This is a genomic window from Pusillimonas noertemannii, from assembly GCF_003096595.1.
Taxonomy (GTDB): Bacteria; Pseudomonadota; Gammaproteobacteria; order Burkholderiales; family Burkholderiaceae_B; genus Pusillimonas; species Pusillimonas noertemannii.
Genome location: NZ_QEKO01000002.1, coordinates 165,565 through 190,847, shown reverse-complemented (window position 1 = coordinate 190,847; position 25,283 = coordinate 165,565). Strand labels below are relative to the sequence as shown.

The 25,283-nt window shown below is 61.6% G+C and carries 22 protein-coding genes and 1 pseudogene; 13 read left to right on the top strand and 10 right to left on the bottom strand.

Annotated features, from left to right (window positions below):
* From C7440_RS07930 to C7440_RS07900, 7 genes are all read left to right on the top strand, one after another.
* Nucleotides 1-555 carry a MotA/TolQ/ExbB proton channel family protein gene (locus C7440_RS07930; protein ID WP_116518090.1) on the top strand — a complete coding sequence of 185 codons (555 nt, stop codon included), beginning with the start codon at nt 1-3 and terminating at the stop codon, nt 553-555.
* Entirely contained in the window at nt 552-908 is a 357-nt protein-coding gene (locus C7440_RS07925) for a DUF2149 domain-containing protein (RefSeq protein ID WP_116518089.1), read from the top strand. Before C7440_RS07930 ends, C7440_RS07925 begins: the two co-directional genes overlap by 4 nt.
* A gap of 229 nt (nt 909-1,137) precedes the next feature.
* On the top strand, nt 1,138-4,854 hold the full coding sequence (locus tag C7440_RS07920; RefSeq protein WP_165832497.1) for a cobaltochelatase subunit CobN: 3,717 nt from the start codon (nt 1,138-1,140) through the stop codon (nt 4,852-4,854).
* 230 nt (nt 4,855-5,084) lie between these two features.
* Nucleotides 5,085-5,480 carry a DUF2946 family protein gene (locus C7440_RS07915; protein ID WP_116518087.1) on the top strand — a complete coding sequence of 132 codons (396 nt, stop codon included), beginning with the start codon at nt 5,085-5,087 and terminating at the stop codon, nt 5,478-5,480.
* A 24-nt stretch (nt 5,481-5,504) separates the two neighbouring features.
* Nucleotides 5,505-6,041 carry a YcnI family copper-binding membrane protein gene (locus tag C7440_RS07910; protein ID WP_116518086.1) on the top strand — a complete coding sequence of 179 codons (537 nt, stop codon included), beginning with the start codon at nt 5,505-5,507 and terminating at the stop codon, nt 6,039-6,041.
* A gap of 56 nt (nt 6,042-6,097) precedes the next feature.
* On the top strand, nt 6,098-7,732 hold the full coding sequence (locus tag C7440_RS07905; protein ID WP_116518085.1) for a copper resistance CopC/CopD family protein: 1,635 nt from the start codon (nt 6,098-6,100) through the stop codon (nt 7,730-7,732).
* A 241-nt stretch (nt 7,733-7,973) separates the two neighbouring features.
* Nucleotides 7,974-9,902: a TonB-dependent receptor family protein gene (locus tag C7440_RS07900; RefSeq protein ID WP_207775385.1), complete on the top strand. Its 1,929-nt coding sequence runs from the start codon at nt 7,974-7,976 to the stop codon at nt 9,900-9,902.
* A 318-nt stretch (nt 9,903-10,220) separates the two neighbouring features.
* On the opposite strand, the gene C7440_RS07890 is transcribed toward C7440_RS07900, so the two are convergent.
* Complete coding sequence (locus C7440_RS07890; RefSeq protein WP_341476771.1) at nt 10,221-10,790, bottom strand: TetR/AcrR family transcriptional regulator; 570 nt, start codon at nt 10,788-10,790, stop codon at nt 10,221-10,223.
* A 176-nt stretch (nt 10,791-10,966) separates the two neighbouring features.
* Between C7440_RS07890 and C7440_RS07885 the strand changes: the two genes are divergently transcribed.
* The 3 genes and pseudogenes from C7440_RS07885 to C7440_RS20300 all read left to right on the top strand — a co-directional run bounded on the left by C7440_RS07885 (nt 10,967) and on the right by C7440_RS20300 (nt 13,616).
* Complete coding sequence (locus C7440_RS07885; protein WP_116518082.1) at nt 10,967-11,728, top strand: SDR family NAD(P)-dependent oxidoreductase; 762 nt, start codon at nt 10,967-10,969, stop codon at nt 11,726-11,728.
* A 25-nt stretch (nt 11,729-11,753) separates the two neighbouring features.
* A pseudogene (locus tag C7440_RS20305) lies at nt 11,754-12,422 on the top strand (SDR family NAD(P)-dependent oxidoreductase); the annotation flags it as partial.
* Between the two features lie 354 nt (nt 12,423-12,776).
* Entirely contained in the window at nt 12,777-13,616 is an 840-nt protein-coding gene (locus C7440_RS20300; RefSeq protein ID WP_116518565.1) for an alpha/beta fold hydrolase, read from the top strand.
* Between the two features lie 175 nt (nt 13,617-13,791).
* Here C7440_RS20300 and C7440_RS07870 read toward each other — a convergent pair whose 3' ends face one another.
* From C7440_RS07870 to C7440_RS07860, 3 genes are read right to left on the bottom strand one after another with little or no spacing between them, the layout of a single operon-like run.
* Nucleotides 13,792-14,466 carry a class I SAM-dependent methyltransferase gene (locus C7440_RS07870; protein WP_116518081.1) on the bottom strand — a complete coding sequence of 225 codons (675 nt, stop codon included), beginning with the start codon at nt 14,464-14,466 and terminating at the stop codon, nt 13,792-13,794.
* 12 nt (nt 14,467-14,478) lie between these two features.
* A complete protein-coding gene (locus C7440_RS07865) occupies nt 14,479-15,408 on the bottom strand; it encodes an NAD(P)/FAD-dependent oxidoreductase (RefSeq protein WP_425327363.1) in 930 nt (309 codons plus the stop codon).
* Nucleotides 15,365-15,823, bottom strand: coding sequence for an Rrf2 family transcriptional regulator (locus tag C7440_RS07860; protein ID WP_116518079.1), 459 nt, complete (start codon nt 15,821-15,823; stop codon nt 15,365-15,367). Before C7440_RS07860 ends, C7440_RS07865 begins: the two co-directional genes overlap by 44 nt.
* Before the next feature lie 133 nt (nt 15,824-15,956).
* Between C7440_RS07860 and C7440_RS07855 the strand changes: the two genes are divergently transcribed.
* From C7440_RS07855 to C7440_RS07845, 3 genes are all read left to right on the top strand, one after another.
* The gene (locus tag C7440_RS07855; RefSeq protein ID WP_243410867.1) at nt 15,957-16,451 is read left to right on the top strand and encodes a MarR family winged helix-turn-helix transcriptional regulator; all 495 of its coding nucleotides are present in this window, start codon (nt 15,957-15,959) and stop codon (nt 16,449-16,451) included.
* Nucleotides 16,448-16,909 (top strand): hypothetical protein, encoded by a 462-nt coding sequence (locus tag C7440_RS07850; RefSeq protein WP_116518078.1) that lies wholly within the window; start codon nt 16,448-16,450, stop codon nt 16,907-16,909. The genes C7440_RS07855 and C7440_RS07850 overlap by 4 nt, the downstream gene beginning before the upstream one ends.
* 973 nt (nt 16,910-17,882) lie before the next feature.
* Nucleotides 17,883-18,041 carry an entericidin A/B family lipoprotein gene (locus C7440_RS07845; RefSeq protein WP_423814296.1) on the top strand — a complete coding sequence of 53 codons (159 nt, stop codon included), beginning with the start codon at nt 17,883-17,885 and terminating at the stop codon, nt 18,039-18,041.
* Between the two features lie 42 nt (nt 18,042-18,083).
* On the opposite strand, the gene C7440_RS07840 is transcribed toward C7440_RS07845, so the two are convergent.
* The 6 genes from C7440_RS07840 to C7440_RS07815 all read right to left on the bottom strand — a co-directional run bounded on the left by C7440_RS07840 (nt 18,084) and on the right by C7440_RS07815 (nt 25,282).
* Complete coding sequence (locus C7440_RS07840; protein ID WP_017523870.1) at nt 18,084-18,842, bottom strand: SDR family NAD(P)-dependent oxidoreductase; 759 nt, start codon at nt 18,840-18,842, stop codon at nt 18,084-18,086.
* The gene (locus C7440_RS07835) at nt 18,839-19,633 is read right to left on the bottom strand and encodes a dienelactone hydrolase family protein (RefSeq protein ID WP_017523871.1); all 795 of its coding nucleotides are present in this window, start codon (nt 19,631-19,633) and stop codon (nt 18,839-18,841) included. Before C7440_RS07835 ends, C7440_RS07840 begins: the two co-directional genes overlap by 4 nt.
* A gap of 75 nt (nt 19,634-19,708) precedes the next feature.
* Nucleotides 19,709-20,746, bottom strand: a complete 1,038-nt coding sequence (locus C7440_RS07830; protein ID WP_116518076.1) for an ABC transporter substrate-binding protein — start codon at nt 20,744-20,746, stop codon at nt 19,709-19,711.
* 202 nt (nt 20,747-20,948) lie between these two features.
* Entirely contained in the window at nt 20,949-23,036 is a 2,088-nt protein-coding gene (locus C7440_RS07825) for a nitric oxide reductase activation protein NorD (protein ID WP_116518075.1), read from the bottom strand.
* Between the two features lie 7 nt (nt 23,037-23,043).
* Nucleotides 23,044-23,862 carry a CbbQ/NirQ/NorQ/GpvN family protein gene (locus C7440_RS07820; protein ID WP_116518074.1) on the bottom strand — a complete coding sequence of 273 codons (819 nt, stop codon included), beginning with the start codon at nt 23,860-23,862 and terminating at the stop codon, nt 23,044-23,046.
* A 1-nt stretch (nt 23,863) separates the two neighbouring features.
* Complete coding sequence (locus C7440_RS07815; RefSeq protein ID WP_116518073.1) at nt 23,864-25,282, bottom strand: cbb3-type cytochrome c oxidase subunit I; 1,419 nt, start codon at nt 25,280-25,282, stop codon at nt 23,864-23,866.
* Between the last annotated feature and the right edge of the window lies 1 nt (nt 25,283).

Here is a 25,283-nt window from a genome sequence, read left to right as displayed (position 1 = left end):
ATGACATTGAAGCTCATACTGGAGCAGGTCTCCCAATTGTTGTTCCAGCCGGTGCTGGCTTTGCTGGTGGCGCTGGTGATATGGACGCTGGTGGCGCTGGGCATGTTTTTGCGTAGCCTGGCGAGCCGCTGGCGCGGGCACAGGCCGGCGGCGGCCCGGTTCACGCGTCTGGTCGACACGGCAGCGGCCGAAAAAACTTCCAATCCCGATCTTCGCATCGAGAAATTGTTGGCGCAAGCCGAGCACGGTGGCCTGCGCAGCTTGAACAGCGTGCGCTTTGCCGTGCGCGCCGGCCCTTCACTTGGCCTGATGGGTACGCTGATTCCGATGGCGGCGGGTCTGAGCGGTCTGGCACGCGGCGATTTGCCTGCCTTGGCCGAGCACATGGTGGTGGCCTTCTCCGCCACCATTGTCGGCATCGCGATCGGCGTCGTGGCGCACATGATCGCGATGGTGCGCGAAGGCTGGCTGCGCCAGGACTTGGACGACATTCGTCTGCATGCCGAGCACGTGCTGCGCGCGCATGAGACCGCTGCCGCCAGGGAGGGCGCATGAGATCGCGCCTGCGCTTTACACGATCCCGGCTGGACACGAGCCGCCACGACGATCCGTTGTCCGGCGTGGCCAACCTCTTCGATGCCAGCCTGGCTTTCATCGTGGCGATGGCGCTGGCGCTGTTTTCCGTGATGGGCTCGACCGATATGCTCAGCGCCGACGCCAATTGGACACTGACTCGCATGACTGTCGATGGCGAGATGGAGGTCGTCAGCAAGGAGCAGCAGCAGATCAAGGTCGAGCGCGTGTCCGACCGCAAGCTGTCGGGGCAGGGCGAGCGCCTGGGCACGGCCTACCGTCTGCCGGATGGACAGGTCGTGTATGTGCCCGAACTAGAGAATGAGAAGCCTTGACATGATCCACGATCTGGACATCCCCGGCGCAGGTGGGCGGAGCGATCGCCAGGCCCATCGCTTGATGCGAGATGGATGCATATGGGCCTGCTTGCTGTGTTTGCTATGCCTTTGGCCCATGAAGGCGAATGCGGCTCAAGCATCCCGTCCTCATATCGCAGTCATTTCCATAGAACTGGCGCAGCAGCCTACATTGATGCGTGAGGCGGCGGCACGCCAGGCGCCTGCCATGCAGATAGATATGTTCGGCCTGGGCGGTGGGCATTTGCCTTCGGTTAGCGACGCCGACCTCGCCGGCTACGATCTTGTTCTTGTCGAAGGCATAGGCCCCAGGCTGGCGCAATATCGTGCGCGCCTGGACGAGGCCGCGCGGCATACGAAGGTGCTGGTGCTGAACGGGCATGAATGGGTGCGCGGCAATGTAGACCCGGCCTCGGTGCCGGACGCCATCAAGTATTGGCGCAACGCCACCGCGGACAACTACACCAGCCTGTTCGATTATCTGGGCGCAGGCCTGCTGGGGCTGGACCGCAAAGTCGCCGCGCCGGTCGAATACCCTGACCACGCCTATTACCACCCCGGCCATCCCGAGGGCTTTATCGATCTGCAAGCCTATCTGGAATGGATGGGACGGCGTCATGCCGACGCCTCCGAACGCCCGCGCGTGGGCATCGTGTTCTACCGCAGCCTGGCGCTGGCCGGCAACACCGCCGTGATCGACGCGCTGATCGAGGAAACAGAGCGCCAGGGCGGACTGCCGGTGGCGCTTTGGCGCAGCGGCAGCCGCGATTCCCTGCGCGCCCTGCACGGCCACGATGGCCGGCCTGCTGTCGACGCCGTGATTCTGTGCGCCAGCCAGATCGACTACGCCGACCATCGTGCGGGGGTAGAAGAGGCCAAGGCGCTTGGCGTCGCCGTGCTCAATTGCACGACTGACTATAGCCGCACACCGCAGGAGTGGCGCGCGGACCTGGGCGGCTTTGCGCCCGATCGCAGCGGCCAGCTTGCCATGAGCGAAGCCAGTGGCATCGTCGAGCCCATGATGGTTGGCGCCCGCGTGGTGCATGGCGACGGCGCCGTACGACACGAAGCGTTGTCAGGCCAGGTGGCCTGGCGCGTGGAGCGGGCCATGGCCTGGGCGCGATTGCATCGCATGTCCAACGCCGACAAACGCCTGGTGATGACCTATCACAGCGAAGCGGCTGATCGGGCCGACGTCGGCAGCGATCCCGATACCTATCTGGACGCCCAGGCCAGCCTGGCGGCGCTATTGCGCCGACTCAGGGACGAAGGCTATGACGTGGGCGACGGCCCCTTGCCCGATGCGCAAGAGTTGGCGCGGCGCATGGCGCGCGACGGCGCCAATGTGAGCGCGGGCATGTGGGGCGCCACCGGCCATCGGGGCGAAGAGGATGCGCAGGCAGCGAACGCACAGGCCGAATTGGACAGGCGCCTGAAGGAGGGCAGCGCCGTGGCTATTCCCGAGGCGCAGTACCTGGAATGGTATGCACAATTGCCAAAGGCCTTGCGCGAGCAGACCGAGGCGCGCTGGGGGCCGCCGCCGGGCAGGCTGATGGTGCACGTCGATGAAACGGGCGCGCGTTCCATCGTCATCCCCCTGCTGCGCTTCGGCAAGGTGGCGCTGGCCCCGCATCCGGTCTGGGGCTATCTGCAAGATGCCGGCGCCTTGTCTTCCACGGGTGCCTTGCCGCCGCACCATCAATACATCGCCTTCTACTTATGGATGGCCCGAGGCTGGCAAGCTGATGCTTTTGTGCCGTTCTTCACCCAGCTTTCGCTGATGCCGGGCAAGCAGCAAGGCCCTGCGCGCGATGATTGGATAGGCACGTTGATCGGCGGCTTACCGCACATACAGCCCACACCTTTGCAAGCCAACGGTGGCATTGGCAACAAGCGGCGTGCCCATGCGGTGACCCTCGGTTTCATGCCGCCGTTGATGCAGGGCGGCTTGCCTCCGGCATTGGCGGACTTGCGTGACGACTTTGCCAGGGCGTCAGATGCGGCGGCGTCCGGTGCGGATCGGGAAGGGGCCCGGCAGGCCGTGCGCGACGTGGCGTCAGCCCATGAGCGAGAGCTGGGTATCGATCCCGCATCGGCCCCGTGGCCGGCGCTGGAAACGGCGCTTGGCAATTATCTTGCCGAGGTGGAGGCCGCCGTTATGCCGGTGGGCGGGCACGTACTGGGCCAGGCACCTGACGAAGCCACCACCGCAGGCATGGTGCACGCCATGCTGGCGGGCGACGAAGCCGAAGCGCCGGACGAAGAAACTGTGCGTGCAGTGTTGCGCGGCGATGCGACCCAGGTGACGTCCGACCAACTCGCGCGCATCCGCGACTACGCGGCCCGCATCGCCGCCGCGCCGCGGGAAATGGACGCCGTGCTGCAAGCCCTGTCTGGCGGCTACATTGAACCAGGCCCAATGGCCGACGCCGTGCGCAATCCGGATGCCCTGCCACCGGGACGCAACCCCTATACGCTGGCCACGCGCCGCCTGCCGACGCCTGAATCCTGGGAGATCGGCGCCCGGTTGGCCGACGAGTTGATCGACGCTTACCGTCAGGAGCATGGCGCAATGCCGCGCAAGGTGGCCTTCGTGTTGTGGTCGGGTGAGTCCACGCAGAACGAGGCAGCTATAGAGGCCCAGATTCTGCGCCTGCTGGGTGCCAGGCCGGTATGGAATCCGCGCGGCGAAGTCGTCGATGTGACGCTGGATGACCGTGCAACGCTGGGCCGGCCGCGCGTGGACGTGCTGGTTACGACCTCGGGCACCTACCGTGACCACTTCCGTGACAAGATCGCCCTGCTGGCCAAAGCAGCCAGGCTGGCGGCGCAGGCGCGCGAAGACGACAACCCCGTTTATCTATACAGCCAAGCGCAGGCCCAGCGCCTGCGTACAGAGGGTCTGGATGCGGACATTGCCGCGCAGCGGTCGCAGCGGCGCATTTATTCGACCGCGCCGGGCGCGTATTCGCCTTCGACGCAGTTCGCCATCCGCGCCGGTGCCGAATGGAGCGATGCCCGTCTGTCGCAGCTTTACACGGACAGGCTAGGCCATGCCTATGGCGAAAACGACGACGGTGCAGCCGACGCGGCGGGCTTCGTCGCCCAGTTGTCGTCCGTCGAGGCTACCGTTTTCAGCCGCAGTTCGAACGCCTATGGCCTGCTGGATACCAGCATGCCGGCCGCCTACCTGGGCGGCATCGGCATGGCGGTGCGTGAGCATAGTGGTCGCCAGGTCAGCAACTACGTCGCTGACCTGAAAGCCTCGCAAACCGGCCAGGCGCACCTGGAGCCGCTTGCGCGCACTTTCGGGCGTGAGCTGCAATCGCGCTACTTCAACCCCGCATGGATACGCGCCATGCAGGAAAGCGGCTACAACGGCGCGCGCTACATGGCCGATCTGCCGGCCCATATGCTGCTGTGGGATGTCACCACGCCGCAGCTCGTCGCGGACGCCGACTGGGCCGAGGTTAAGGAAGTGTATGTCGAAGACAAGTATGGTTTGGATATGGAGGCTTACTTCGAGCAGCACAACCCACATGCGCGCCAGCATCTGCTGGAAACCTTGCTGGACGCCATCGAGCGCGGCGCATGGCGAGCGAGTGAGACCGACCGTACGCAACTGGAGCAGGCGCTGGCCGAAAGCATCACACGGCACGGGTCGGATTGTGCGTTGCCGTCGTGTCAGGCCACGGAACTTGTGAAGATGGAACAGCCGGCGCCCGCCGCTGCAGCGCTGGGTGCTGCAGCGAATGCTGCGAAGGCAGCGGCTAAACCGTCGCCGGCGGCAGCGAATGTGGAGGGTTATGTGCTGGAGCCGCGTGTCGCCACGCCGATTCAGGCGGTGCAGCAAGGGGTTTGGCTCTGGCTGCTGGCCATGGTGGCGTTTGTTATAGCGGGCTGGGCGCGTCGGCCGCGATGGTAGCATTCCTGGCATTTTTGCTTGACTGAATTGGCATGCTCTATGCAGCCTAAGCTCCAACTCGTATAGTCGGTACGCTAAGACTCGACACGCTGGGTACGGCAACTGGCTTTGCTTAATCGCAAGAAGGCCGCTACGAGGTTCGTAATATACTCTGACACATGTTCGCCCTTCGACAACCCCTTCGGCGTGGAAATACAGGAGTTTGGCAAGTTTTATTTTGCCTGACTCTCTTGTCGTTTCTGTACCGGGCGGTGATCCCCGTGGGCTACATGCCGGATATTGTCGGCGCGCGCGACGGCAAATTTTCCATCACCTTGTGTACCGTCGGCGGCGGCACCAACACATTGTTGATGGACTTGGGCGGTCAGCCTGACCAGCCCTCTCCCGACGACTACTTCGATAACCAGGATTGTCCGTTCGGCATCGTCGTCTCGCAGGCGGTGATGCCCAGTCAGGAGCCGCCGGTACTGGTGCGCATGGTTGTTCACCATCCTGTTTTCCTGCCGCATCGCAACCAGGCGCAGCCACCACTGCCCGCCCTGGGCCCGCCGCTGGGCTCTCGCGCTCCCCCTCATACCTCGGTTGATTTTTCGTCCGTGATCCTGTTCGCATCGATCACTTTCTAGCGATACTTATCCCGAGGTTTTTTCATGTCCATTTTTCGCGCTCACTCCCGCGCCATCGTTACGCTGGCCGCATGCTTTCTTGCTCCCGCCGCCTATTCGCACGTCTCTCTTCAAGTCAAAACAGCGCCCATAGACAGCAGCTATAAGGCCGTTTTCCGTGTTCCGCACGGTTGTAAAGGCTCTCCCACCATCAAGATACGCATCCGTATCCCGGAAGGCGTCGTCGGCGTCAAACCCCAACCCAAGGCGGGGTGGTCGCTCGAGACTATCAAGGGCGACTATGCAAAGCCCCACACGCGATATGGCGCCAAGGTCACATCGGGCGTTAAAGAGGTTGTGTGGACGGGCGGCCCGCTGCTCGATGAACACTACGACGAGTTCGTGTTTGTAAGCTACCTGAGCGGCGAGTTGACGCCCGGCAGCACGTTGTATTTTCCTGTCGTACAGGAATGCGAACAGGGTGTAGAGCGCTGGATCGATCTTCCCTCTGCCGGCAAGAAGGCGGCTGACGATCATTCCGACTCTCCCGCACCGGGACTCAAGCTGCTGCCCAAGCAGTAGGGAAACCGGCACGCTGATGCGTCCTCAAGGGCGCATCAGCCATAAGGAGAGTAGCCATGCAAACGCATTTCATGCGTCGCGTCGGCGTACGCGCATCCCCGCCCGGTTTGCTGCAAGCGCTTGGCATACTGATGGTTGCCCTGGCGATGTTGGTCTGGGCGCCAGGCGTGTTCGCCCATGCGTCGCTGATAGCCAGCACGCCCACGGCGGGCGCCGTCTTGCCGCAAGCCCCGGCGAGCGTACGCTTGACGTTCAACGAGCCAGTCTCGCCACTTGTGTTCAAGATCATTCAACCGGACGGATCGGTAAAGGACATCGCACAGACCGAGGTGCTGCCAGCGGGCCTTGAAGTGCTTTTACCGGTATTGGATCAGCAAGGCGCCTATGGCCTGAGCTGGCGGGTGGTGTCGGCCGACGGCCACCCTGTAGGCGGCACAGTGGCGTTTTCCGTCGGCGTCAAGGGAGCCAGCAGCGGCCAGGAATCATTGACCCATCCGGGCAGGGAGGCGCTTATCTGGCTGTCCCGCCTGGGTGGATACGTCGGCCTGTTTTTCGGTATCGGGTTGGCGGTCTGCCGCGCGTTGACCTCTGTGCGAGACGATAAGCGCCGCTTGGCCTTTGGGCTGCTGATGCTGGGCGCGGCCGCCACACTGTTCAATGTGGGCCTGCTGGGTATCGATGCGCTGGATAGGCCTGTCTCGGCCCTGCTTGGTGCCGATCCCTGGCGTACGGCGTTCTCGACATCATTTGGACTTTCCGCCGCGCTGGCGCTGGCTGCCCTGACGTGCGCTGCGTTGGTCTGGCACGCGGCCGCAACGCTCACGCGAAAGCTGCTGGCGCTTGCGGCGCTAATTATGCTGGGCGCATCCCTGGCTGCCAGCGGCCATGCGAGCGGCGCGCCGCCCATCTGGCTGGCCCGGCCAGCCGTCTGGTTGCATGCCGTCGCCATCACTCTGTGGATAGGTTCGCTTTTACCTCTGGCGTATTCGCTGCAAGAACCAATGGGCAAAAACCTGCTCAAGCGCTTCTCCAGGCTGATTCCCGTTGTTTTGCTGATGCTGTTTTTCAGCGGCGGCGTGCTGATTTATTTGCAGTTCGACACGCCGTCTTCGTTGTGGCTGACTGCTTATGGGCAAGTTCTGGCACTGAAGCTCGCCTTACTGGCTGTACTCGTGGGGCTGGGCGCCTATAACCGCTATCGCCTGATGAACGCCGTGCTGGACGGGCAACGTCAAGCGCACCATGCCATGCGGCGCGTCATTTACATGGAATGCATGCTGGCCATTGTCATCCTGGCGGTGGCGGCGCTCTGGCGCTTCACGCCCCCGCCGCGCGCCCTGAATAGCACACCCGCAGCCTCGACCTTGGTTTCCGCACATATCCACACCCGCGCCGTCATGGCGAGCCTGTCGTTGACGTCTCCAGTTCGCGGCCAAGCCGCATCCTTGACGCTGTATCTGTCCAAAGCGGATCTGACCCCTCTGGTCGCGCAAGAAGTCGACGTCGCATTCTCCAGCGCCCAGGCAGGTGTCGAGCCTATCGTTTTCTCGGCCAAGCACGCCAGTGACGATACGTGGCGGGTAGCCGGCATTGAACTGCCCAACTTGCCCGCCTGGCATATCCGCATCGATGCCTTGATCACGGACTTTGAACGCATCAGTCTGGAAACCACGTTGAATATCGAAGAGTGATGACGCGCACGGGCAATCGATTTGAGAACTTAGCAGAGCACATGACATGGGAGAAACTCTAGTGAATCAACATCCAAAAACAAGAGCGGCTGATACATTGGCCCAACCGATACGCCCTACTGTATTGATAGCGGCATTCGGCCTGACGCTCGGCTTATCGGGTTCGATGACATCGGCTGTGGCACAGACCATGTTGCCGGCCATTACCGTAACCGGTTCGAGCGCCCTACAGGAAAGCTCCTTGACGGTTCCCGATACAGAGCAGGCGATTGACGACATTCAACGCATCCCGGGCGCGGTCAACGTTGTGCCGGACACCGCATTCAAGGATGGGCCGGCGCAAACGGTCAAGGATGTCCTGGGATGGGTGCCCGGCGTCGTTGCGCAGCCCCGGTATGGCGACGACGCCCGCATCTCGATACGGGGCTCGGGCTTGTCGCGCAACTACGGCAACCGGGGCTTGAATATGTATATGGACGGCATACCGATCAATACTTCTGATGGCCTGGTGGACAACTTCGAGATCGATCCGACCGCCTACCGCTATGTCGAGGTGTACAAGGGCGCCAACGCCATGCGCTACGGCGGCAACTCGCTCGGCGGCGCGATCAACTTTGTGACGCCTACGGGGCGCGACGCATCGCCCTTCGAAGGGCGGCTTGATGCGGGCAGCTTCGGCTATGCACGGGCACAGGCCAGCACCGGCGATGCAGAAGGAAAATGGGATTATTTCATCACCGGCTCGGCCCAGCGCTTTGACGGATATCGCGATCACAGCGACGGACATTCGGCACGCCTGAGCGCCAATACGGGATACCGGTTTTCCGCGGACGCTGAGACGCGCTTCTACCTGAATGTGAATTCCATACGGCAACGGCTGCCCGGCGAGGTCACCAAGGAAGTCGCGCTGAATTCACCCAGATCGGCGGCGCCTGAGTTCGTGCAGCTCGATCAGCAGCGCAATATCGACTCCGTCCGCATCGCCAACAAGACGACGCTGCGCTTTGACGATACGACGGTCGATTTCGGGCTGTTTGGCGTACATCGCCATGTCATGCATCCCATCTATCAATGGCTGGATTACCGCGTCAATGATTACGGCGGTTTTGTCCGCGCCACCGATGACCGGCAGATTGGCGATTTCCGTAACCGCCTGATCGCGGGCGTCAATCTGCATAACGGCTCGATCGACAATAAACAATACATCAATCTGGACGGCTCGAAAGGCGACCTGGCCGCCTCCAATGTCGATGACTCCAAGAACATCTCGGCCTATGTTGAAAACAGCTTTTACGTCAGGCCGGATATTTCCCTGATCATCGGGGCTCAGTTCCAGCACGCCACGCGCGAACGCCGCGACCGATACGCCTCCGATGGCGATCAGTCGGGCCGGCGAAGCTATGATCACTTCAGCCCCAAAGTGGGGGTGCTCTGGGATATTGATTCCGCGTGGCAGGCCTTCGCCAACGTGTCGCGCAGCGCCGAAGTGCCGACTTTTGACGCCAACTCGTTTTCTTCGCCCATCAGTTCGAACGTCGAGGCCCAAACGGCGACCACCTACGAGATCGGTACGCGCGGACTGCGGCCCGAGAGCTGGTGGGAACTGGCCTTGTATCGCGCCGAGATCAAGAACGAACTGCAATGCCTGACCACCGCGCCATGGAGCCCTTGCACAGTCGTCAATGCCGACCGCACCGTACATCAGGGGATCGAGGCCGGTGTTGGATTCGTCTTCCTGAAATCGGGCATCGTCCCCGGAGACCGCTTCTGGTTCAACGCGGCCTACACCTATAACGACTTCTATTTCGACGCTGATTCCCGCTACGGCAATAACCGGCTGCCTGGCGTACCGCCGCACTACCTGCGTGCCGAAGTGCTCTACAAGCATCCTGGCGGGTTCTACGCCGGCCCGAATGTCGAGTGGATGCCGAAGTCTTATTTCGCCGACAACGCCAATCAGGTGAAGGTGGACTCGTACGCACTCTTGAATCTCAGGGTCGGGTACGACGCTCCGGATTCAAAAACCTCGTTCTATCTAGAGGGACGCAACCTGCTGGATAAACGTTACATTGCCAATGTTGCCGTGGCGGGGACGGCTGATGTCTCGTCGGCGATTTTCAACCCGGGCACCGGCATCGCGATTTATGGTGGAGTGCAGTTCAAATGGTAATTCGGAACTATCTGGGCGCTCAGAATGAAATTGATCGACGAGCGGTGGGTTCGCGCCGCCGTCGCGCCGCAACATGCCATCGGCTTGAAGTAATCAGCAAACCGTGAGAAGCATGGGGATATCTCCGTGATCTGGCGCTGGCGCGGCATCTAAAACATGCCTTAGCGCATCGCGGATGCTTGCTGGATCACAACATCGTGACAGGACAGGACACGACATCGTTGGCGGAAAGAGGCCAAGTGTAAGTCTGGAGGCAGGCGGGAAACACCCCTTCTGCCGATGGAGCGCAGCGCTCTGCGGCGCAGATCGGACTTGTGATCACCGATGGTTGCCGCCCGGCCACGTGGAGAGCGCCTGTTCAACGACAGCGTCCAGCGTGTCGCGACAGAAGCCAGCCTTGGCTTGAACCGCCATGCCGTGGAGCACCGTCATCACGAATGCGGCTAACGTGGCACAGTTAACGGTCTTAGGCAGATCTCCCTCTTGCTTTGCCCGTTCGAAGCGTTCGCGCAGCGACGCCTCTCCGGTGGCACGCGCATCAATCAGGGCATGCCGAACAGGTTCAGCATCGTCCGAGCCAGCCAAAACCCCGTGAACGCCCAGACAGCCCTTGCGATCCGCGTAGCGGGTGTGCAGTTCGGCCGCTCCGCGCAGGATGTGTGCGGCCACCTCACGCGAGGTGGGCTGTTCCAGCGCCGCCGGGAAGTAATCCAGATAGTGCTCGTAATAGCGCGCCAGCGCCTGGCGGAATAGGGCCTCTTTATTGCCAAACGCAGCGTAGAGCGCGGGTCGCTGGACGCCGGTGGCCTGCGTCAGGTCGGTATACGACGCGCCCTCGTAGCCCTTGCGCCAGAACACGCAAAGGGCGGCGTCCAGCGCCTGATCCACATCGAACTCGCGGTGACGTCCCATCAGTCAGATAGTCTCACATTTTCCATAACGATCGATATTAAACCGCTTGACAGCCTACGTCCAATATCATAACGTTCGTTAACGTACTGATCGTTATGAAAAGCTACCGATTCCCGGAGGCGATGACGTCCAGTGGCGTACAGGAGATATTCATGCAGAAATCATTGACGGGCAAAGTAGTCCTCATCACAGGCGGCTCACGCGGCCTTGGCGCCGCTATGGCGCAAGCGTTTGCCGATCACGGCGCGGATGTCGCGATCAGCTACGCGGCCTCGGCCGACAAGGCGCGGGCAGTTGTGGAGAAGCTCAAGGCCACGGGTGTTCGCGCGATTGCAATAAAGAGTGATCAAGCCGACCTTTCCACCGCCAAGCCGCTGGTTGACTCGGTACTCGCCGAATTCGGCAAGCTCGACATTCTCGTGAACAATGCGGGTATCGTGAACCAGGGTCAGTCGGTCGATGACGCCAGCCTTGACGAAGAAAAGTACAACCGACAGTGGCAAGTCAATGTCATGGGGTCGATTGCCAACACGCGTGCAGCGGCATCAAAACTGACGGACGGTGGTCGCATCATTTTCATCGGCTCCCTGCTGGGTTCTTATGTGCCCTTCAAAGGTGTGGCGGACTACGCCGGAACGAAGACAGCGCTCGGCGGATACGCACGGGGCATCGCGCGTGATCTGGGCCCTCGCAATATCACGGTGAACGTCGTGCAGCCTGGCGCCATGCCCACGGACATGAACAAAGAGGTTGCCGGCGAGCTTCCGGATCTTGATAGCTTCCTGGACCTGCATCCCATCCGCCGATTTGCGACCCTGGAAGAGGTGGCGGAGACCGTCTGCTTTCTCGCCGGCCCTCACGGCGGCTACATCACGGGTGAGACCATCAACATAGCCGGTGGACTTGGCATCTAAGGCGCACGCAAGCGAAGGAAAGCAAATGAGCAATACATTCAACGCAAACTCGACCGCCGATGAGGTGCTTTCGGGTGTTGATCTCAAGGGAAAGCGGTTTCTCGTTACGGGTGCATCGTCGGGCATTGGCTTGGAGACCGTCCGCTCACTGGCCGCGCACGGCGCCAGCGTCGTCGCGGCCGTCAGAGACCTTGCCAAGGCGCAGGCCACTGCTGCATCGATACGCAAGGCCGCGTCGCGAGAAGGCGGCAGTGTGGAACTGATCGAACTCGATCTGGCATCCTTGCAAAGCGTTCGGGCCTGCGCGGATCGACTGTTGGCTGACGACCGGCGGTTCGACGCCATCATCGCCAACGCGGGTGTGATGGCGACGCCGTTCGGACTGACGGTCGACGGCTTCGAAACCCAGTTCGGCACCAATCACCTTGGCCATTTCGCATTGGTGAATCAGATCGAGCCGCTGATTGTCGATAATGGGCGCCTGGTGGTGCTGTCGTCCCAGGCCCATCGCGTTGCCGATGTTGCCCTGAACGATCCGAATTTCGAGCAACAAGCATACGACCCTTTCATCGCCTATGGCCGCTCGAAAACAGCGGTTTCTCTTTTTGCGGTGGAGTTCGACCGGCGGTACCGAAACCGCGGCATTCGGGCGGCCTCGGTAATGCCCGGAAACAGCCTCACCGATCTTCCCCGCCATTTCTCGCAGGAAGATCTGCAGGGTCTGCTTGAGACCGTTGGCAAAGCCCGGGCTGAAGCGGGTCTGCCGCCCGCGGAGCTGAAAGAAATCCCGCAAGCTGCCGCGACGTCCGTCTGGGCAGCGGTCGTTGCCGAAAAGGACGAGATCGGCGGCCACTATCTGGAGGACTGCGCGGTTGCACCTATCGACGACACGCCCAACCCGTTTGCCGACGGCGCAAGATCGTATGCGCTCGACGCCGACAAGGCCAAGCGACTATGGGCGAAAAGCGAGGAACTGATCGCTGCTATCCCAGCCAATGGCCCAAAAGTCGAGGCGGCAGAAGAGCCTGTGCAAACTCACTACCGGGTAATGGACGTGCGGGGCGTCGATGTCTTCTATCGTGAAGCCGGCTTATCGGCCGCGCCCACCGTCTTGCTGCTGCACGGGTTTGCCGCCTCGTCATACATGTTCCGTGACCTCATCCCAAAACTGGCGCAGAAATACCATGTGATCGCCCCCGACCTGCCCGGTTTCGGGCAAACCACGGTCAGGCCCGGCGTCGAGTTCGACTACACCTTCGACAATTTGACCTCGGTGATTGACGCCTTCACTGTGGCTAAAGGGCTGGATCACTACGCGATGTACGTGTTCGATTTCGGCGCCCCGATCGGCTGGCGCCTGGCGGTGGGCAATCCTCAGAAGATCACTGCCATTGTGAGCCAGAACGGCAATGCCTATGAAGAGGGGTTGAGCGCAGGCTGGGCGGACATGCGCAAGGCGTGGGCGGAACCGACCGCCGCCAATCGCGAGGCTCTGCGGCGGTTCAACACGCTCGACATGATCAAGTGGCAGTACACCGAAGGCGTCAAGGACACCACGTTGATTGCGCCGGAGACCTACCAGTTAGCTTATGCGGCAATTGAGCGAATTGGCGTCGACGCACAAATGGACCTGCTGCTCGACTACGGCCAGAACATCAAGCAGTACACGCAGCTGCACCAGTACTTCCGCCATTACCAACCCCCAACGCTGGCGATCTGGGGCAAAAACGATCCATTCTTCACGCCGGCCGGCGCCGAGGCGTTCAAGCGCGACAACCCGAAAGCCGAGGTGCATTTCCTTGATACTGGCCACCTTGCCATCGAAACCCATGGCAAGGAAATTGCGCAGGGCATGCTGGAGTTTCTGGATCGTAGCCTCGAACCCTAAGCCATACTCCCTTCACACCGACTGCTGACATGCCGATTCGGTGGAAACGCAAGGTAGGCATTGCCGGTTGTCGACCGCCGAGACGCAGAGGTTCTGTACGGTCAGGTTCTCGGCGTCGCGATGGATGGCTCGCGCAAGAAGACCTTGGGGATGGTGGCCAGGCTGCTTGCGGTTGCTAATCTCTGTATGCCACCCAGCCTTTGAAGGTGAAGGCCGCGTAGAAAAGCTCCACCTGTGAAAATCCTGCTTCGTGCAGGGCCGACACATCCTGCTCGGGCGAAAGGACCGGCAATCGCTCCTTCATGGCCTGGATGTTCAGACTGGACTGCACGCCGTCCATCTCAAACGCCGCGACATAGGCTGCGAAGCGCGCGAGCCACTTGTCCTTGCCCGCATCGTCGTTCGGGAAGCTGTGGTGGACGGTCACGAGAGGCGCGCCGGGCCTGAGGCGCCGATACAACCCCTTCAAAGTACGAACCCGCTCTTCCTGCGCAAGGAAGTGCAGCGTCAGAAGGCAGGTCGCACCATCGAAAGGGCCTTGGGGCGCGTCTTCGATATAGCCTTCGTGAAGGCTCATGCGGTCTGTGAAGTCGCTTGCGGTGACGCGCGCTTGATCGAGCATCTGCGTGGAAGGATCAACGCCGTCGAAGTGCCAGCCTGGGTGCATTCCGGCCATGGCACGCAGCTCCAGCCCGCCGCCCGCACCCAAAACGAGGAGCCGGCCATCGGCCGGCACCTTCTCTGCAAGCAGCACACCCACCATCCGGTGCAGATCGCGCAGGGCCGGAACATTGCGTTCCGCCATTCTCGCGTAGGAATCGATGGTCTTTGGATCAGAGAAGGATGACATGGTGGTTTTCCGTCACGCGCTTGCGTCGGGCCACACCAGCGAACGGTGCAGTTGCATGCCGGCCATCGCCCCATCGGCAACCGCAAAGGAGACAGAGTGCGGTACGCGCGCTACATCCCCACAAGCAAAGATGCCGGGCACGGTCGTTTGCTTGGTCTCGTCCGTATTTACCTGAAGCCCCATCGGCGTTTCCTCCAGCGTGCAACCACTCTGCGCCGCGAGCGCGCTGGCGGGCTCACAGCGGGAGGCCACGAACAGCCCCTCGAACGACAAGTCCCTTCCATCCGAAAGCTGGACGTCCGCCTTTCGGTGGACGCGCACGATCCCGGCTTCCTCAATGACCACGCCCCGGGCGAGCAGCGCCTGTCGCGCCTGTTCTTCGATGCTGATTGCGCCGTTGGTCAGCAGCGTCACATCGCCCCATTCGGTGAGCAGCTCGGCTTGGTGCACCGACATCGGGCCAGTGGCAATGACGCCGACCTGCCCGCCGTCGAGTTCGTACCCGTGGCAATAGGGGCAGTGAAAGGCGGTCTTGCCCCAGCGTTCGGCCATCCCGGGGATCGGGGGCAGTTGGTCGGCTACGCCGGTCGCGAGCAGGACGCGCCGGCCTTGGCAGGCTTGTCCGTCAGCCGTCACGACAGTGAAATCATCGGATTGTCCTTTAACCGCTTCGGCTCGGCCTTCAAGCCAGGTCAGCGTTGGATAGACTTGAAGCTGCTTGCGCGCGTTCATGGCAATCTCGCCGGCATCGACGCCGTCCTGGCCGAGAAACCCGTGTGAATGACTCGCGAAGCGATTGCGCCGCTCGCCCGCGTCGATGACCAGTACAGACCTTCGAGCCCTGACAAGCTGCAGGGCCGCGGCCATTCCCGCATAGCCGCCCCCGATAACGATTACGTCATAGAGCATGGTCAATTCCTTTTTCGCGTCGTCTCTGTTCATGCCGCTGTGCAAAATCGGAGGCCAGGTCGGCAAGCGTGATCTCCGAGAACCGCGCCAGCAACAGAGCCTCAGCGTCGGCAAATGCATTTTCAAGTGCTGCATTGACGGACTGCTCCACCAGGCAGCCCGGTGACTCGTTGCGGTGGCCCATGGCAAAGACGGCCGGTTCACCCAACGCCTCGTGCAACTGAAGAAGGGTGACGGCTGACAGGTCCGCTTTGATGCGCCATCCGCCCGCATGGCCGCGATCCGATGTCACCAGCCCCGCCTTTCGCAAATACGCCATCGTGCGCCGAACGACGACCGGGTTGGTGCCAAGGCACTGGGCCAAGGCGTCAGAGGTCATGGCCCCATCTTGTTCGGCCATATGGAGCAAAGCATGCAGGACGGAGGAAAGGCGGCTATCACGTTTCATGTAACTTATGATGTTCTATTTAAAGATGACTGTCAAGTTGCGCTACGAATGCCCGTAATCAGACGCCGGCTGTGCGCCCTCTACGAGCTTATTAAACTTGACAACTAATTTCCAATAATGGAAACTAGTTGTCATGATGAATGACACCTATCCTCCGCCTTCCGAATTGTCCGCCGATACACAAGCAATGACCGACCTGACGCTTACGGTTTTTCGTGTGCATGGCGCTTTGCTGCAATGGGGAGATAAGCTGGTCGAGCCGCTGGGCTTGACGAGTGCCCGTTGGCAAATGCTTGGCGCCATCGCACTGACGGGCAAGGCGCTCACTGCACCGCAAGTCGCAGAAGTAATGGGTGTGACGCGACAAGGGGCCCAGAAGCAACTCAACCTTCTGCTTGAGCTTGGTTTGCTTGAGTCTTGCGCCAATCCTTCGCACCGTCGCTCGCCCTTGTATGCGTTGACACCGCGCGGGGACCAAATCTACAGAAAAGCCGAAGCACTTTGGGTAAGCAAGGCCGCCGAATTTGCCGCAGGAATGAGCCTAGCTCAGCTCCAAACAGCCACGACGACGCTCGGGGCAATGCTCAGTCATTTAACCCTGCCATCTTCCCCCAAGGACTTGCCATGAAATCGAAATTCCATGCGGCGGCTGGTGCTCTTGCGCTGCTCTGCATCGTTACCTTCTGGACGTCGACCTTGGTGTCAGAGTTGTTTCTAAGCACGGCACACGTCATTACGGTCAAGAACGGGATACTGACGGCAATGTGGCTGTTGATTCCCGCCATGGCTGTAACGGGCATCAGCGGTTTTGTGCTTGCCCGGCAACGTAAAGGGCGTCTCATAGATTTGAAGCAGCGGCGGATGCGTTTTGTGGCAGCCAACGGCCTGCTCATCTTGGTTCCCTGCGCGATTGCGCTTGCCCGTCTGGCAAACGCGGGACAGTTCGATACCATTTTCTACGCAATTCAATGTGTTGAGCTTCTGGCGGGTGCCGCCAACATCCGGTTGCTTGTGTTGAACGCACGCGATGGAATGCGCCTGAGCGGCCATTTGCCGCGCCCAAGTCCTGCTAGAGCGCCCAAATGAGACAGAGTCTCTCGGAAGTGTTCAATTGAGCACATGTCCGCTATGAGGCGAGTTGAGACATAGGATATAGACTTCAATCGGCCACCAACAATCATGTGAATTCAAGCGCTGAACTTCCTCTCCGGATTGAAGGTGGAAATAGAGCAAGTCGAACGGATTCCCAGCCATTAAGTATTCGAAGGGCCCGAATTTTATTATGGAAAATAAAAAGGCCGTCTCTGCGTAAACAGAGACGACCTTTCGAAATTGGTGCCCGGGGCCGGAATCGAACCGGCACGCCTTGCGGCGGGGGATTTTCTTCCCACTTCGGCTTTCGCCGCCGACGTTTCCGAAGAAACGGCGTTCGTGGTCTGGAGCACGCCTTCACCGTAGCATCGCGTGTTACCGCTTTGCCTTAGGTGCCCGCCGTCTGCTCTCTACACCTTCCGAGGAGTCTTTCGGCTCCAGGGCTTGGCTCGGCATTAGCTCGGACTTACATCGTCCAGGGCCTTCACCGAGTTTGACGGGCTTCACCTCTGGGGTTTCCCCCGGAGGGCTCAAATTTGGTCTGAGTCCCCTGCGTCTACCAATTTCACCACCCGGGCAAAATTGTGAAGCAGTCCTACTTCACTACTACTTACTACCACCTGCTAAGAGCCAGTACGACTTCGTTTGGCTCCTATTTGGCTCCTAGAACGAAAATTAGCGCTCTCGTTACAAGATCCTAAATCCCTGCAAACCCTTATCCCATGCGGTTCGGCGAGCATTTGACCCATGCTGAAAATAGGTAGAAGCACCTATTTTTGAGTCCCCTGCGTCTACCAATTTCACCACCCGGGCTGAATGGAACGCCTGGCAGAACGCCGGGCGTGGCAGGAAAGGCGTAATTATACACGCATGTTTCAGCCCTAATTTCCCCCTCATCCCGCTACATTAGGCCCGCTACTTGCTTCCCACCCCTCAAGCGCTTCCTTATCCAAGCGCTTTGTGCTGCATGGCAGCAACTCTAGGGAGAATACTTATGAAAACACGAGTCTGGATGCCTATTCTTTTGGCGATTGCAGCCCTTACGGGTGCGTGCACGAATACGCTACACGGCGCAGGGGAAGATATTGAGCGCGGTGGGGAGAAGATTCAGCAAAAAACCCAGTAAGCGGCTGCAAGCGGCGGCGCCGCATGGTAGGGCCTTGCGGCCCTACAGCATGACGGCACCCCCGTTCACGCACAAGCTCTGCCCGGTAACGTAGCCGGCATCGTCGCTGGCCAGCAGGCACACGCCTTTGGCGATGTCCTCTGGTTGGCCGATGCGGCCCAATGGGATGCGCTTGCCGCGTTCGTACAGTTCGTTCACGGTGGTGGCTTCCAGGGGCTGGTCGGTGTGGGTTACGCCGGGAATGACGGTGTTCACCCTTATGTGGGGCGCCCATTCTTGCGCCAGCGAACGGGTCAGCGCCACCAGGCCACCTTTGGACGCGGCATAGTGAGCGCCATTTTTTGCGGCGCCCTGTAGGGCGCGGCCTGAGGCGATATTAATAATTACGCCCGAGCCGGCCTTTAGCATGCCGGGCGCAAAGGCCTGGCTGCACAGGAAGGCGCCGGTCAGATTCACGCCAATCACTTTCTGCCAGGTTTCAAAGCTCATCTCCAAGGCAGGGGCGCGCGTAAAGATGCCGGCATTGTTCACGAGCAGGCGGCAGGGGCCCAGTTGCTGGTCCACTACGGCCTGCGCCTGTTTTACGGCGCCAGGGTCTGAAACGTCCACGGGCAGGTGCAGGGCCTGTACGGCGAACGCCCTGGCTTCGTCCGCCACTTGGGCGCCGTCGCCATGGGGGTCGAGTATGGCCAGGCTGTAGCCGCGCTGGGCCAGGGCCAGGGCGATGGCGCGGCCTATGCCCTTGCTGCCGCCGGTTACCACGGCTACGTTGGGCTGCAGGGTGGGGTCGACGGCGCTCATGCCTGGCGCACGTTCTTGCTGAAGTCGTAGCTGGGGCTGGTATCGGAAAGAAATTCCCAATGCACGGTGTCTTGGGGCCATTGGCCGTTGCGCACTTCTTGCATGAAGTCCAGCAGCATCTGCCAGGCCACTTTGGTGTCGTCGGGGCGGTATCGGCCGGGCATGGTGTCGTTCATGAAGCCGTGGGGCGAGTTCTTAAGTATGCGCATGCGGTAGCTTTTGCGGTGTTCTTCAAGGGTGTTGCGAAAGCGCCGGATGTTGTCAATGGATATGCTGTGGTCGGCTTCGCCGTACACGAAGAAGGAGGGCACTTGTATCTTGGCCAGCATGTCGGGCATGGCCATGGGTTGCAATTCGTTGGCACCCCAGTCGCGCTCTTGGGTGCCGCCGTAGAACACGATGCAGGCGCTAATGTCGTGGCGGCGGCTGGCCACCACGAAGGGGTAGCGGCCGCTTTGGCACACGCCCATCAGGAAGATGCGCTGTATGTTCAGGCTTTTGTGTGCGCGCAGCAGGTCTATGGCCTGGTCTATGGCCAGGGCGATGTCGTCGTCGGGCATGACCACGCGCACTTCACCGGCCTTGAGGGCTTCTTTATCGCCCTCCCAGCGCGAGAACAGGTTGGGGGCCAGGGCCACGTAGCCGTCGTTGGCCAGCTTCTGGGCCAGGTCAAGGGTGTGCTGGGCCAGGCCGTAGCGCTCATGAAGAATGATGACGGCGTCCTCGCCGGGCTCGCCATGGGGCATGAAAAGCTGGCCTTCCAGGCCGTTGGCGTTGATCTGCTCGTTCACTGCGTCTCCTTGAATACAGGGGGGGTGGGCGCGCCGGGCGCGGGGCACCGGGCGGCGTTTATGAAAGTTCACGGCTCAGCGCGGCTGGGTATTGATGACGTCCTGGTAGATGCGCACCCATTTGTCGCCCTGGCCGATTAGCTTGGCCGGGTCGGTGGTTTCAAAGGGGAAGTCCGAAAGCGGCGAGGGGCAGTTCTTGTTGGTGGCGATGACGTCGCGCTTGGAAAGAATGCGCTGCGATTCGGTCAGCAGGAAGTCCATGAACAGCAGGGCGGCGTGGGGGTTGGGGGCGTGGCGCGAAACGCCGGTCCCGTTTACCTGGGCCAGGGTGGGCTGCATGACGAACCAGTCTATGGGGGCGCCCTTGTTCTTAAGCTGTTCCACGCGGGCGTTGTACACGGTTAGGGCCAGGGGCACTTCGCCCGAGGCGACCAGGTTGGTCAGCAGGGTGTGGCCCTTGCGTACCGAAAACCCGTTTGTTTCGCCTATTTTGCGGAACAGCGCCAGGCCGTCCTCCTGGCCCATTTTCTGCATCAGGCTGTAGAACCATTCTTCGTCCTTGGTTTCTATGCCCAGCTTGCCTTTCCATTTGGGGTCGGCCAGGTCTTGGTAGGTTTTGGGCAGGTCTTCTTTCTTGATGAGGTCGGTGTTGTAGGCCTGGGAGAAGATCAGCAGGCGGGTGCCCACCCATTCGCCGTGGGGGCGCAGGGCTTGGGGAACCAGTTCTTGCAGGTGGGGCGACTTGACGGCTTGCAGCAGGCCTTCGGTCTGCAGGGCCTCGAGCGCCTGGCCCTCGGTCTCGACCACGTCGTAGGCGTAGCGCTGGCTGGCGATTTCATTGATGATGCGCGGCACGATGCTGTCGGGTCCCGAACGCCATACTTTTACTTTCAGGCCATACTTCTTTTCAAAGGCTTCGACGACCAGGTTGGTGTCGTCCAGCTGCTGCGAGGTGTACAGGGTAAGGCCGCCTTCTTTGCGGGCGCCGTCTATCAGCATCTGTTCGCGGTCAGGGCCCTGGTAGGCGGCAAGCTCGGCCAGGGTGCTGGGCGCCTGGGCACCGGCGCTGCCCATGGCCAGCCAAGTGAAAAGCAGTAGTGCAATCTTCTTCATGCCGGTCTTCCTTGAGACTGGGTTTGAAAGCGGTTTTCTTGCTACTGGTTGCTGTCGATATAATTCTTATATATAGAACGCTGTTCTGTATTAAGAAAAGCATATAGGGAAACTCGCCCTGCGGCAAGGGCCGGTTCGAAATTGATTCGGGGAAAATCGAAGGGCGGAAGGGTCTTGGAGCCAGGGCTGCTTTGCCTGCCCCTTAGTGCGCCACCAATTTGCGCATCCAGTCGAGCAGCACGGTGGGCAGGGCCTCGGCGTGGGGCAGCAGGGCGTATTGGCGGGCGCCGAATATGCCCTGCAAATAACCGGCCGCGTGCCGGTCTATGGTCAGGCAGAAAGGAAAGACGCCCTGTAGCTTGGCTTCGTCCACGGCCTTCTTCATGTCTTCCACGCCGTAGCGTCCTTCGTATTCGTCCACGTCGTTGGGCTTGCCGTCTGAAAGCAGCAGCAGCAGGCGATGCCGGGCGTATTGTTTCATGAGCACGGCGGTGGCGTGGCGCAGGGCGGCGCCGGCGCGGGTGTAGTGCTGGGAATCCAGGGCGGCGATGCGCAGGGCGATGTCGTTGCTGTAGGGCTCGTCGAAGGCCTTGACTTCGATCAGGGTCACGCCTTGGGGCCCTTCGCCCGAGAAGGCCTGTATGGAATAGGGGGCGCCCAGCCGCTCCAGGGCGATGCACACCAGCAACAGGGCTTCGCGCTCTACGTCGATAATGCGCTTGCCGCCCGTCAGCCAGGAATCGGTGGAGCCGCTGATGTCTATCAGCAGGGTAATGGCCAGGTCGCGCGACTCGGGCCGCTGCACCCGGTACAGCGCCTGGGGCATGGGCAGGCCGGCGCGCACGTCGGCGCGGCCTTCTATATAGGCGTCCAGGTCCACTTCATTGCCGTCCATTTGGCGGCGCAGCCAAAGCCTTTCGGCGCGCAGCACTTCGAAGCGCTTGCGTATGGCTTCGAGCACGGTCTGGTATTGCTCCAGGGTCTGCTTCACCCATTGCTGTTCTCCGGCCTGTGGAGGCAGCAGGTGCACGGCGGCGCCGGGCAGACGGTAGCCGCCCTGGCGCCAGTCCCATTCGGGGTAGTACAGGCGGCGGGCCGTGGTGTCCGCGGGCTTGGCCTTGAGCAGGCTGCGCTTGTCGGGCGGGTCGTCGGAAAGCAGCACCTCTTTGGCGGCGCCGGGGGTCGAGACGAGGCGGGCTTCGTCCAGTTCAGAAAGGGCGTCGGCAAATTCCTCCGCCGGAGTGTCTTCGTCGCGGTCGGCGGGGCGCTGCATGCCGCGCGGGTCTTCGGCCTGCTCAAGCGGCGGAGCGGTCTGCACCATCCAGGTGCCCTGGCTGCGCTTGTCTTCGTCTTCGCGTGCCTTGCGTTCCTTGGGCCGGCGCGGCATGCGGGCGCTGCGGGGCGGTTTGGCGCCTTGGTCTTGAGGCGTGTTCGCGGCTTCTTGTTCGAGCAGGGCTTGGGCGCCCGGCGGGTACAGATCGCCGGTCCAGGCATCGTGAAGCAGGGCGCGGCGTTGCGGCAGTGTGTTCCGCGGGAAATTTGCGCCCAGGTGCGCGGCGAGCTCGCGGGCGACGGCCAGCGATTCTTCAGGGGTGGCGGTGTAGGGCAGTTGGGGGGATGCCTGGGCGGCGTCCATCTTCAAGACGGCCAGCTTCAATGCTTGCACGGCCTGGCAGGCGGCGGGCAGCGAAGGCGGCTTGGCCTGGTAGCCCTTCAGCACCCATTGCCGCAAGCCCCTTATGTCGCTGGCCGCGCCGGGCAGGCGCCGCAGCAGCTCGATATCGGCGGCCTGGGCTTCCAGCAGCAGATACAGGGCTGTTATCAAGGGCTCGAGGCGCGTTGCGGAAGCGGCTTCTGCGTTAGAGGCGGGAAGCTTCAAGGCGCTGCCCCGCGCGCCGCGCATGGCCTGCTGCAGCGCCATAGCGCGGTAGCGCGCAATGGCCACAGGCATGTCCACGGCGCCTACATCGTTCGGCAGCCAGATGGAATGCCCATCGGTGGCGGGTACGCTGCAACTCGTGCCGCCGCCCGTGCCGCTGCCGAAGCGATGCACATCATGGCGCCGGAACAGCCGAACCAGCATGGTGGGCGGCGCGGGGGCCTGGGCGATGCGCAGGGCATGCTGCCGGTTGAACACGGCGCTTGTCAGCAGGTCCAGCCGTTCGGCCACCTGAGCCAGCACGATGGGGCGGGGCTTGTTTTCAGGGCCGCGATGCCGCAGCCACAGGCTGCGCGCATAGATGGTGGCGTGGCGGGCTGCGTCTTGCAGTACGTCTTCGGCTTCGGCCATGGCCGCTTCAGGTAAAGCTTAGATCGACCAGGTCGCGCATGGCGCCGGCCAGCGAGGCGTCGTCCGAAAGGGGCGAGACCAGCCCGGCATAGCAGGCTTCGCGCGCGGGAATGCCGCGTGAAATAAGGCCGGCGGTGGCCACCAGCAGCCGGGTGCTGGGCACTTCGGCCAGGCCGCGGTCTTGAAAGGCGCGCAGCTTGTGCGCCAGGGCGACCAGGGCGGTGGCCTGGGCGGCGTCAATGCCGCTTTCGGCGGCCACGATCTGCGCCTCGCGTTCGGCCGGAGGAAACTCGAAATCAAGCGCGACGAAACGCTGGCGCGTGCTGGGCTTTAAATCTTTCAGCATGCGCTGGTAGCCCGGGTTGTACGAGATGACCAGCTGGAAGCCGGGCGGGGCCTCGAGCACTTCGCCGGTCTTGTCCATGGGCAGGATGCGCCGGTGGTCGGTAAGGGGGTGCAGCACGACGATGGTGTCTTGCCGGGCCTCGACCACTTCGTCAAGATAGCAGATGGCGCCTTGGCGCACGGCGGCGGCCAGGGGGCCGTCGTGCCACACGGTGTCGTTGTGCCGTATTAGAAAGCGGCCGATCAGGTCGCTGGCGGTGAGATCGTCGTGGCAGGAAACGGTAACCAGGGGGCGGCCCAGCTTCCAGGCCATATATTCCACGAAACGTGTCTTGCCGCAGCCAGTGGGGCCTTTGAGCATGACGGCCAGGCGGTTCTGGTGGCATTGCTCGAACAGCTGCACCTCGTTGCCATGGGGCAGATAGTAGGGGGGCTGCTGGCCCGGCGCCAGTCGGGCGACTGTGTTGCCGGGCGGGTTCATATCAGCTTGATCGTTGGTTGGCATAGCGGCTGTCATGCAGGGGCGGCGCCGCGCTGTGGTGGGCGCCGCCAGCCGGCTGGCCCTGGCCGTTGCCGGCCGCGCCATTGAGTATGGGCGCGTGGCGGAAGAAATCCCAGATGAACAGCCCCACGCCGACGACAAAGAGCGATGCGGTGGCCACCAGCATGAGGAAGTGCACCTGTATCTTCAGCTGCACGTCGAGGTAGCCTATGCCCAGCACGCGCTCAAGGTACACCTGGCCGATGCCGGCGGTGGCAAAGGAAAGCGTCATGCCGAACATGCCGGCGATTTGCAGCCAGAAAGCCCAATAGCCTATGCTGCTGCCTTCTTCTGGGCGGTTGCGCGTCATGGTGGGCATGGCGTAGGTGATGACGGCCAGAATGATCATGACATAGGCGCCGTAGAAGGCGGCATGGCCGTGCATGGCGGTGATCAGCGTGCCGTGGGTCCATTTGTTGATGTCCGGAAAGGTATGGGCCAGGCCCAGCAGGCCGGCGCCGAACAGCGTGAACACGGCGCTGCCGATGGTCCAGTGCAGGGCCAGCACATTGGGGTGGCGCACGCCCGATCGGCGTATGGAAAAATATGCATACATGGCCATGCCCACCAGGGCCACGGGCTCGAGCGCGCTGAAGAAGCCGCCCAGCGGCAGCCAGTAGGCGGGCACGCCCACCCAGTAATAGTGGTGGGCGGTGCCCAATATGCCGGCGATGAACACCAGGCCCACAATCACGTACAGCCATTTTTCAAGCACTTCGCGGTCGGCGCCCGAAAGGCGGATAAGCAGGTAGGCCAGGAAAGCGCCCTGGATCATTTCCCACACGCCCTCGACCCACAGGTGGATGGTCCACCAGCGATAGTAGATGGAGACGACGTAGTTCTCGTAGTGCAGCAGGGCCGGCAGGTACAGTACGGCCGAGCTGGCCAGGCCCAGCAGCAGCACGCCTTCGGTGGTGGTGAAACGGCCTGACTTTTTTATGGTCATGCCGATGTTGTACAGGAAGATGAGCATGCACACGACAATGGCTATTTTGTGCGGCAGCGGTTGCTCGAGCAGCTTGTTGCCGGTGCCGTAGCCGAAGAAATAGCCGATAACAGCCGTTACGCCCATGATGGCCCAGAGTATCAGCTGTATATAGGCCAGCTTGGCGCTGTAGAGCTCGGTGCGCGACTCATCGGCCACGATCCAGTAGGTGGCGCCCATGAAGCCCGTAAGCACCCATACGATCAGCAGGTTGGTGTGTATGGTTTTGGTAACGTCGAAGGCCATGACGTTAAGCAGCGGGTCGGGCCCCAGGTATTTGGCCGCCGAAAGCAGGCCGAACACCATCTGCAGGCCGAACAAGATCATCGCAAGAGCAAAGTACCAGTAGGCGACGGATTGGGTTTTATAACGCATG

Excerpts from the sequence above, each read along its gene's own strand:
- C7440_RS07855 (WP_243410867.1), top strand. The coding sequence starts at position 15,957 with ATGATGAATGACACCTATCCTCCGCCTTCCGAATTGTCCGCCGATACA.
- C7440_RS20300 (WP_116518565.1), top strand. The coding sequence starts at position 12,777 with ATGGACGTGCGGGGCGTCGATGTCTTCTATCGTGAAGCCGGCTTATCG.
- C7440_RS07850 (WP_116518078.1), top strand. The coding sequence starts at position 16,448 with ATGAAATCGAAATTCCATGCGGCGGCTGGTGCTCTTGCGCTGCTCTGC.
- C7440_RS07865 (WP_425327363.1), bottom strand. The coding sequence starts at position 15,408 with ATGAACAGAGACGACGCGAAAAAGGAATTGACCATGCTCTATGACGTA.
- C7440_RS07845 (WP_423814296.1), top strand. The coding sequence starts at position 17,883 with ATGGCAGCAACTCTAGGGAGAATACTTATGAAAACACGAGTCTGGATG.
- C7440_RS07815 (WP_116518073.1), bottom strand. The coding sequence starts at position 25,282 with ATGCGTTATAAAACCCAATCCGTCGCCTACTGGTACTTTGCTCTTGCG.
- C7440_RS07820 (WP_116518074.1), bottom strand. The coding sequence starts at position 23,862 with ATGAACCCGCCCGGCAACACAGTCGCCCGACTGGCGCCGGGCCAGCAG.
- C7440_RS07825 (WP_116518075.1), bottom strand. The coding sequence starts at position 23,036 with ATGGCCGAAGCCGAAGACGTACTGCAAGACGCAGCCCGCCACGCCACC.
- C7440_RS07830 (WP_116518076.1), bottom strand. The coding sequence starts at position 20,746 with ATGAAGAAGATTGCACTACTGCTTTTCACTTGGCTGGCCATGGGCAGC.
- C7440_RS07905 (WP_116518085.1), top strand. The coding sequence starts at position 6,098 with ATGCAAACGCATTTCATGCGTCGCGTCGGCGTACGCGCATCCCCGCCC.
- C7440_RS07885 (WP_116518082.1), top strand. The coding sequence starts at position 10,967 with ATGCAGAAATCATTGACGGGCAAAGTAGTCCTCATCACAGGCGGCTCA.
- C7440_RS07840 (WP_017523870.1), bottom strand. The coding sequence starts at position 18,842 with ATGAGCGCCGTCGACCCCACCCTGCAGCCCAACGTAGCCGTGGTAACC.
- C7440_RS07870 (WP_116518081.1), bottom strand. The coding sequence starts at position 14,466 with ATGTCATCCTTCTCTGATCCAAAGACCATCGATTCCTACGCGAGAATG.
- C7440_RS07930 (WP_116518090.1), top strand. The coding sequence starts at position 1 with ATGACATTGAAGCTCATACTGGAGCAGGTCTCCCAATTGTTGTTCCAG.
- C7440_RS07925 (WP_116518089.1), top strand. The coding sequence starts at position 552 with ATGAGATCGCGCCTGCGCTTTACACGATCCCGGCTGGACACGAGCCGC.
- C7440_RS07920 (WP_165832497.1), top strand. The coding sequence starts at position 1,138 with ATGCAGATAGATATGTTCGGCCTGGGCGGTGGGCATTTGCCTTCGGTT.
- C7440_RS07860 (WP_116518079.1), bottom strand. The coding sequence starts at position 15,823 with ATGAAACGTGATAGCCGCCTTTCCTCCGTCCTGCATGCTTTGCTCCAT.
- C7440_RS07910 (WP_116518086.1), top strand. The coding sequence starts at position 5,505 with ATGTCCATTTTTCGCGCTCACTCCCGCGCCATCGTTACGCTGGCCGCA.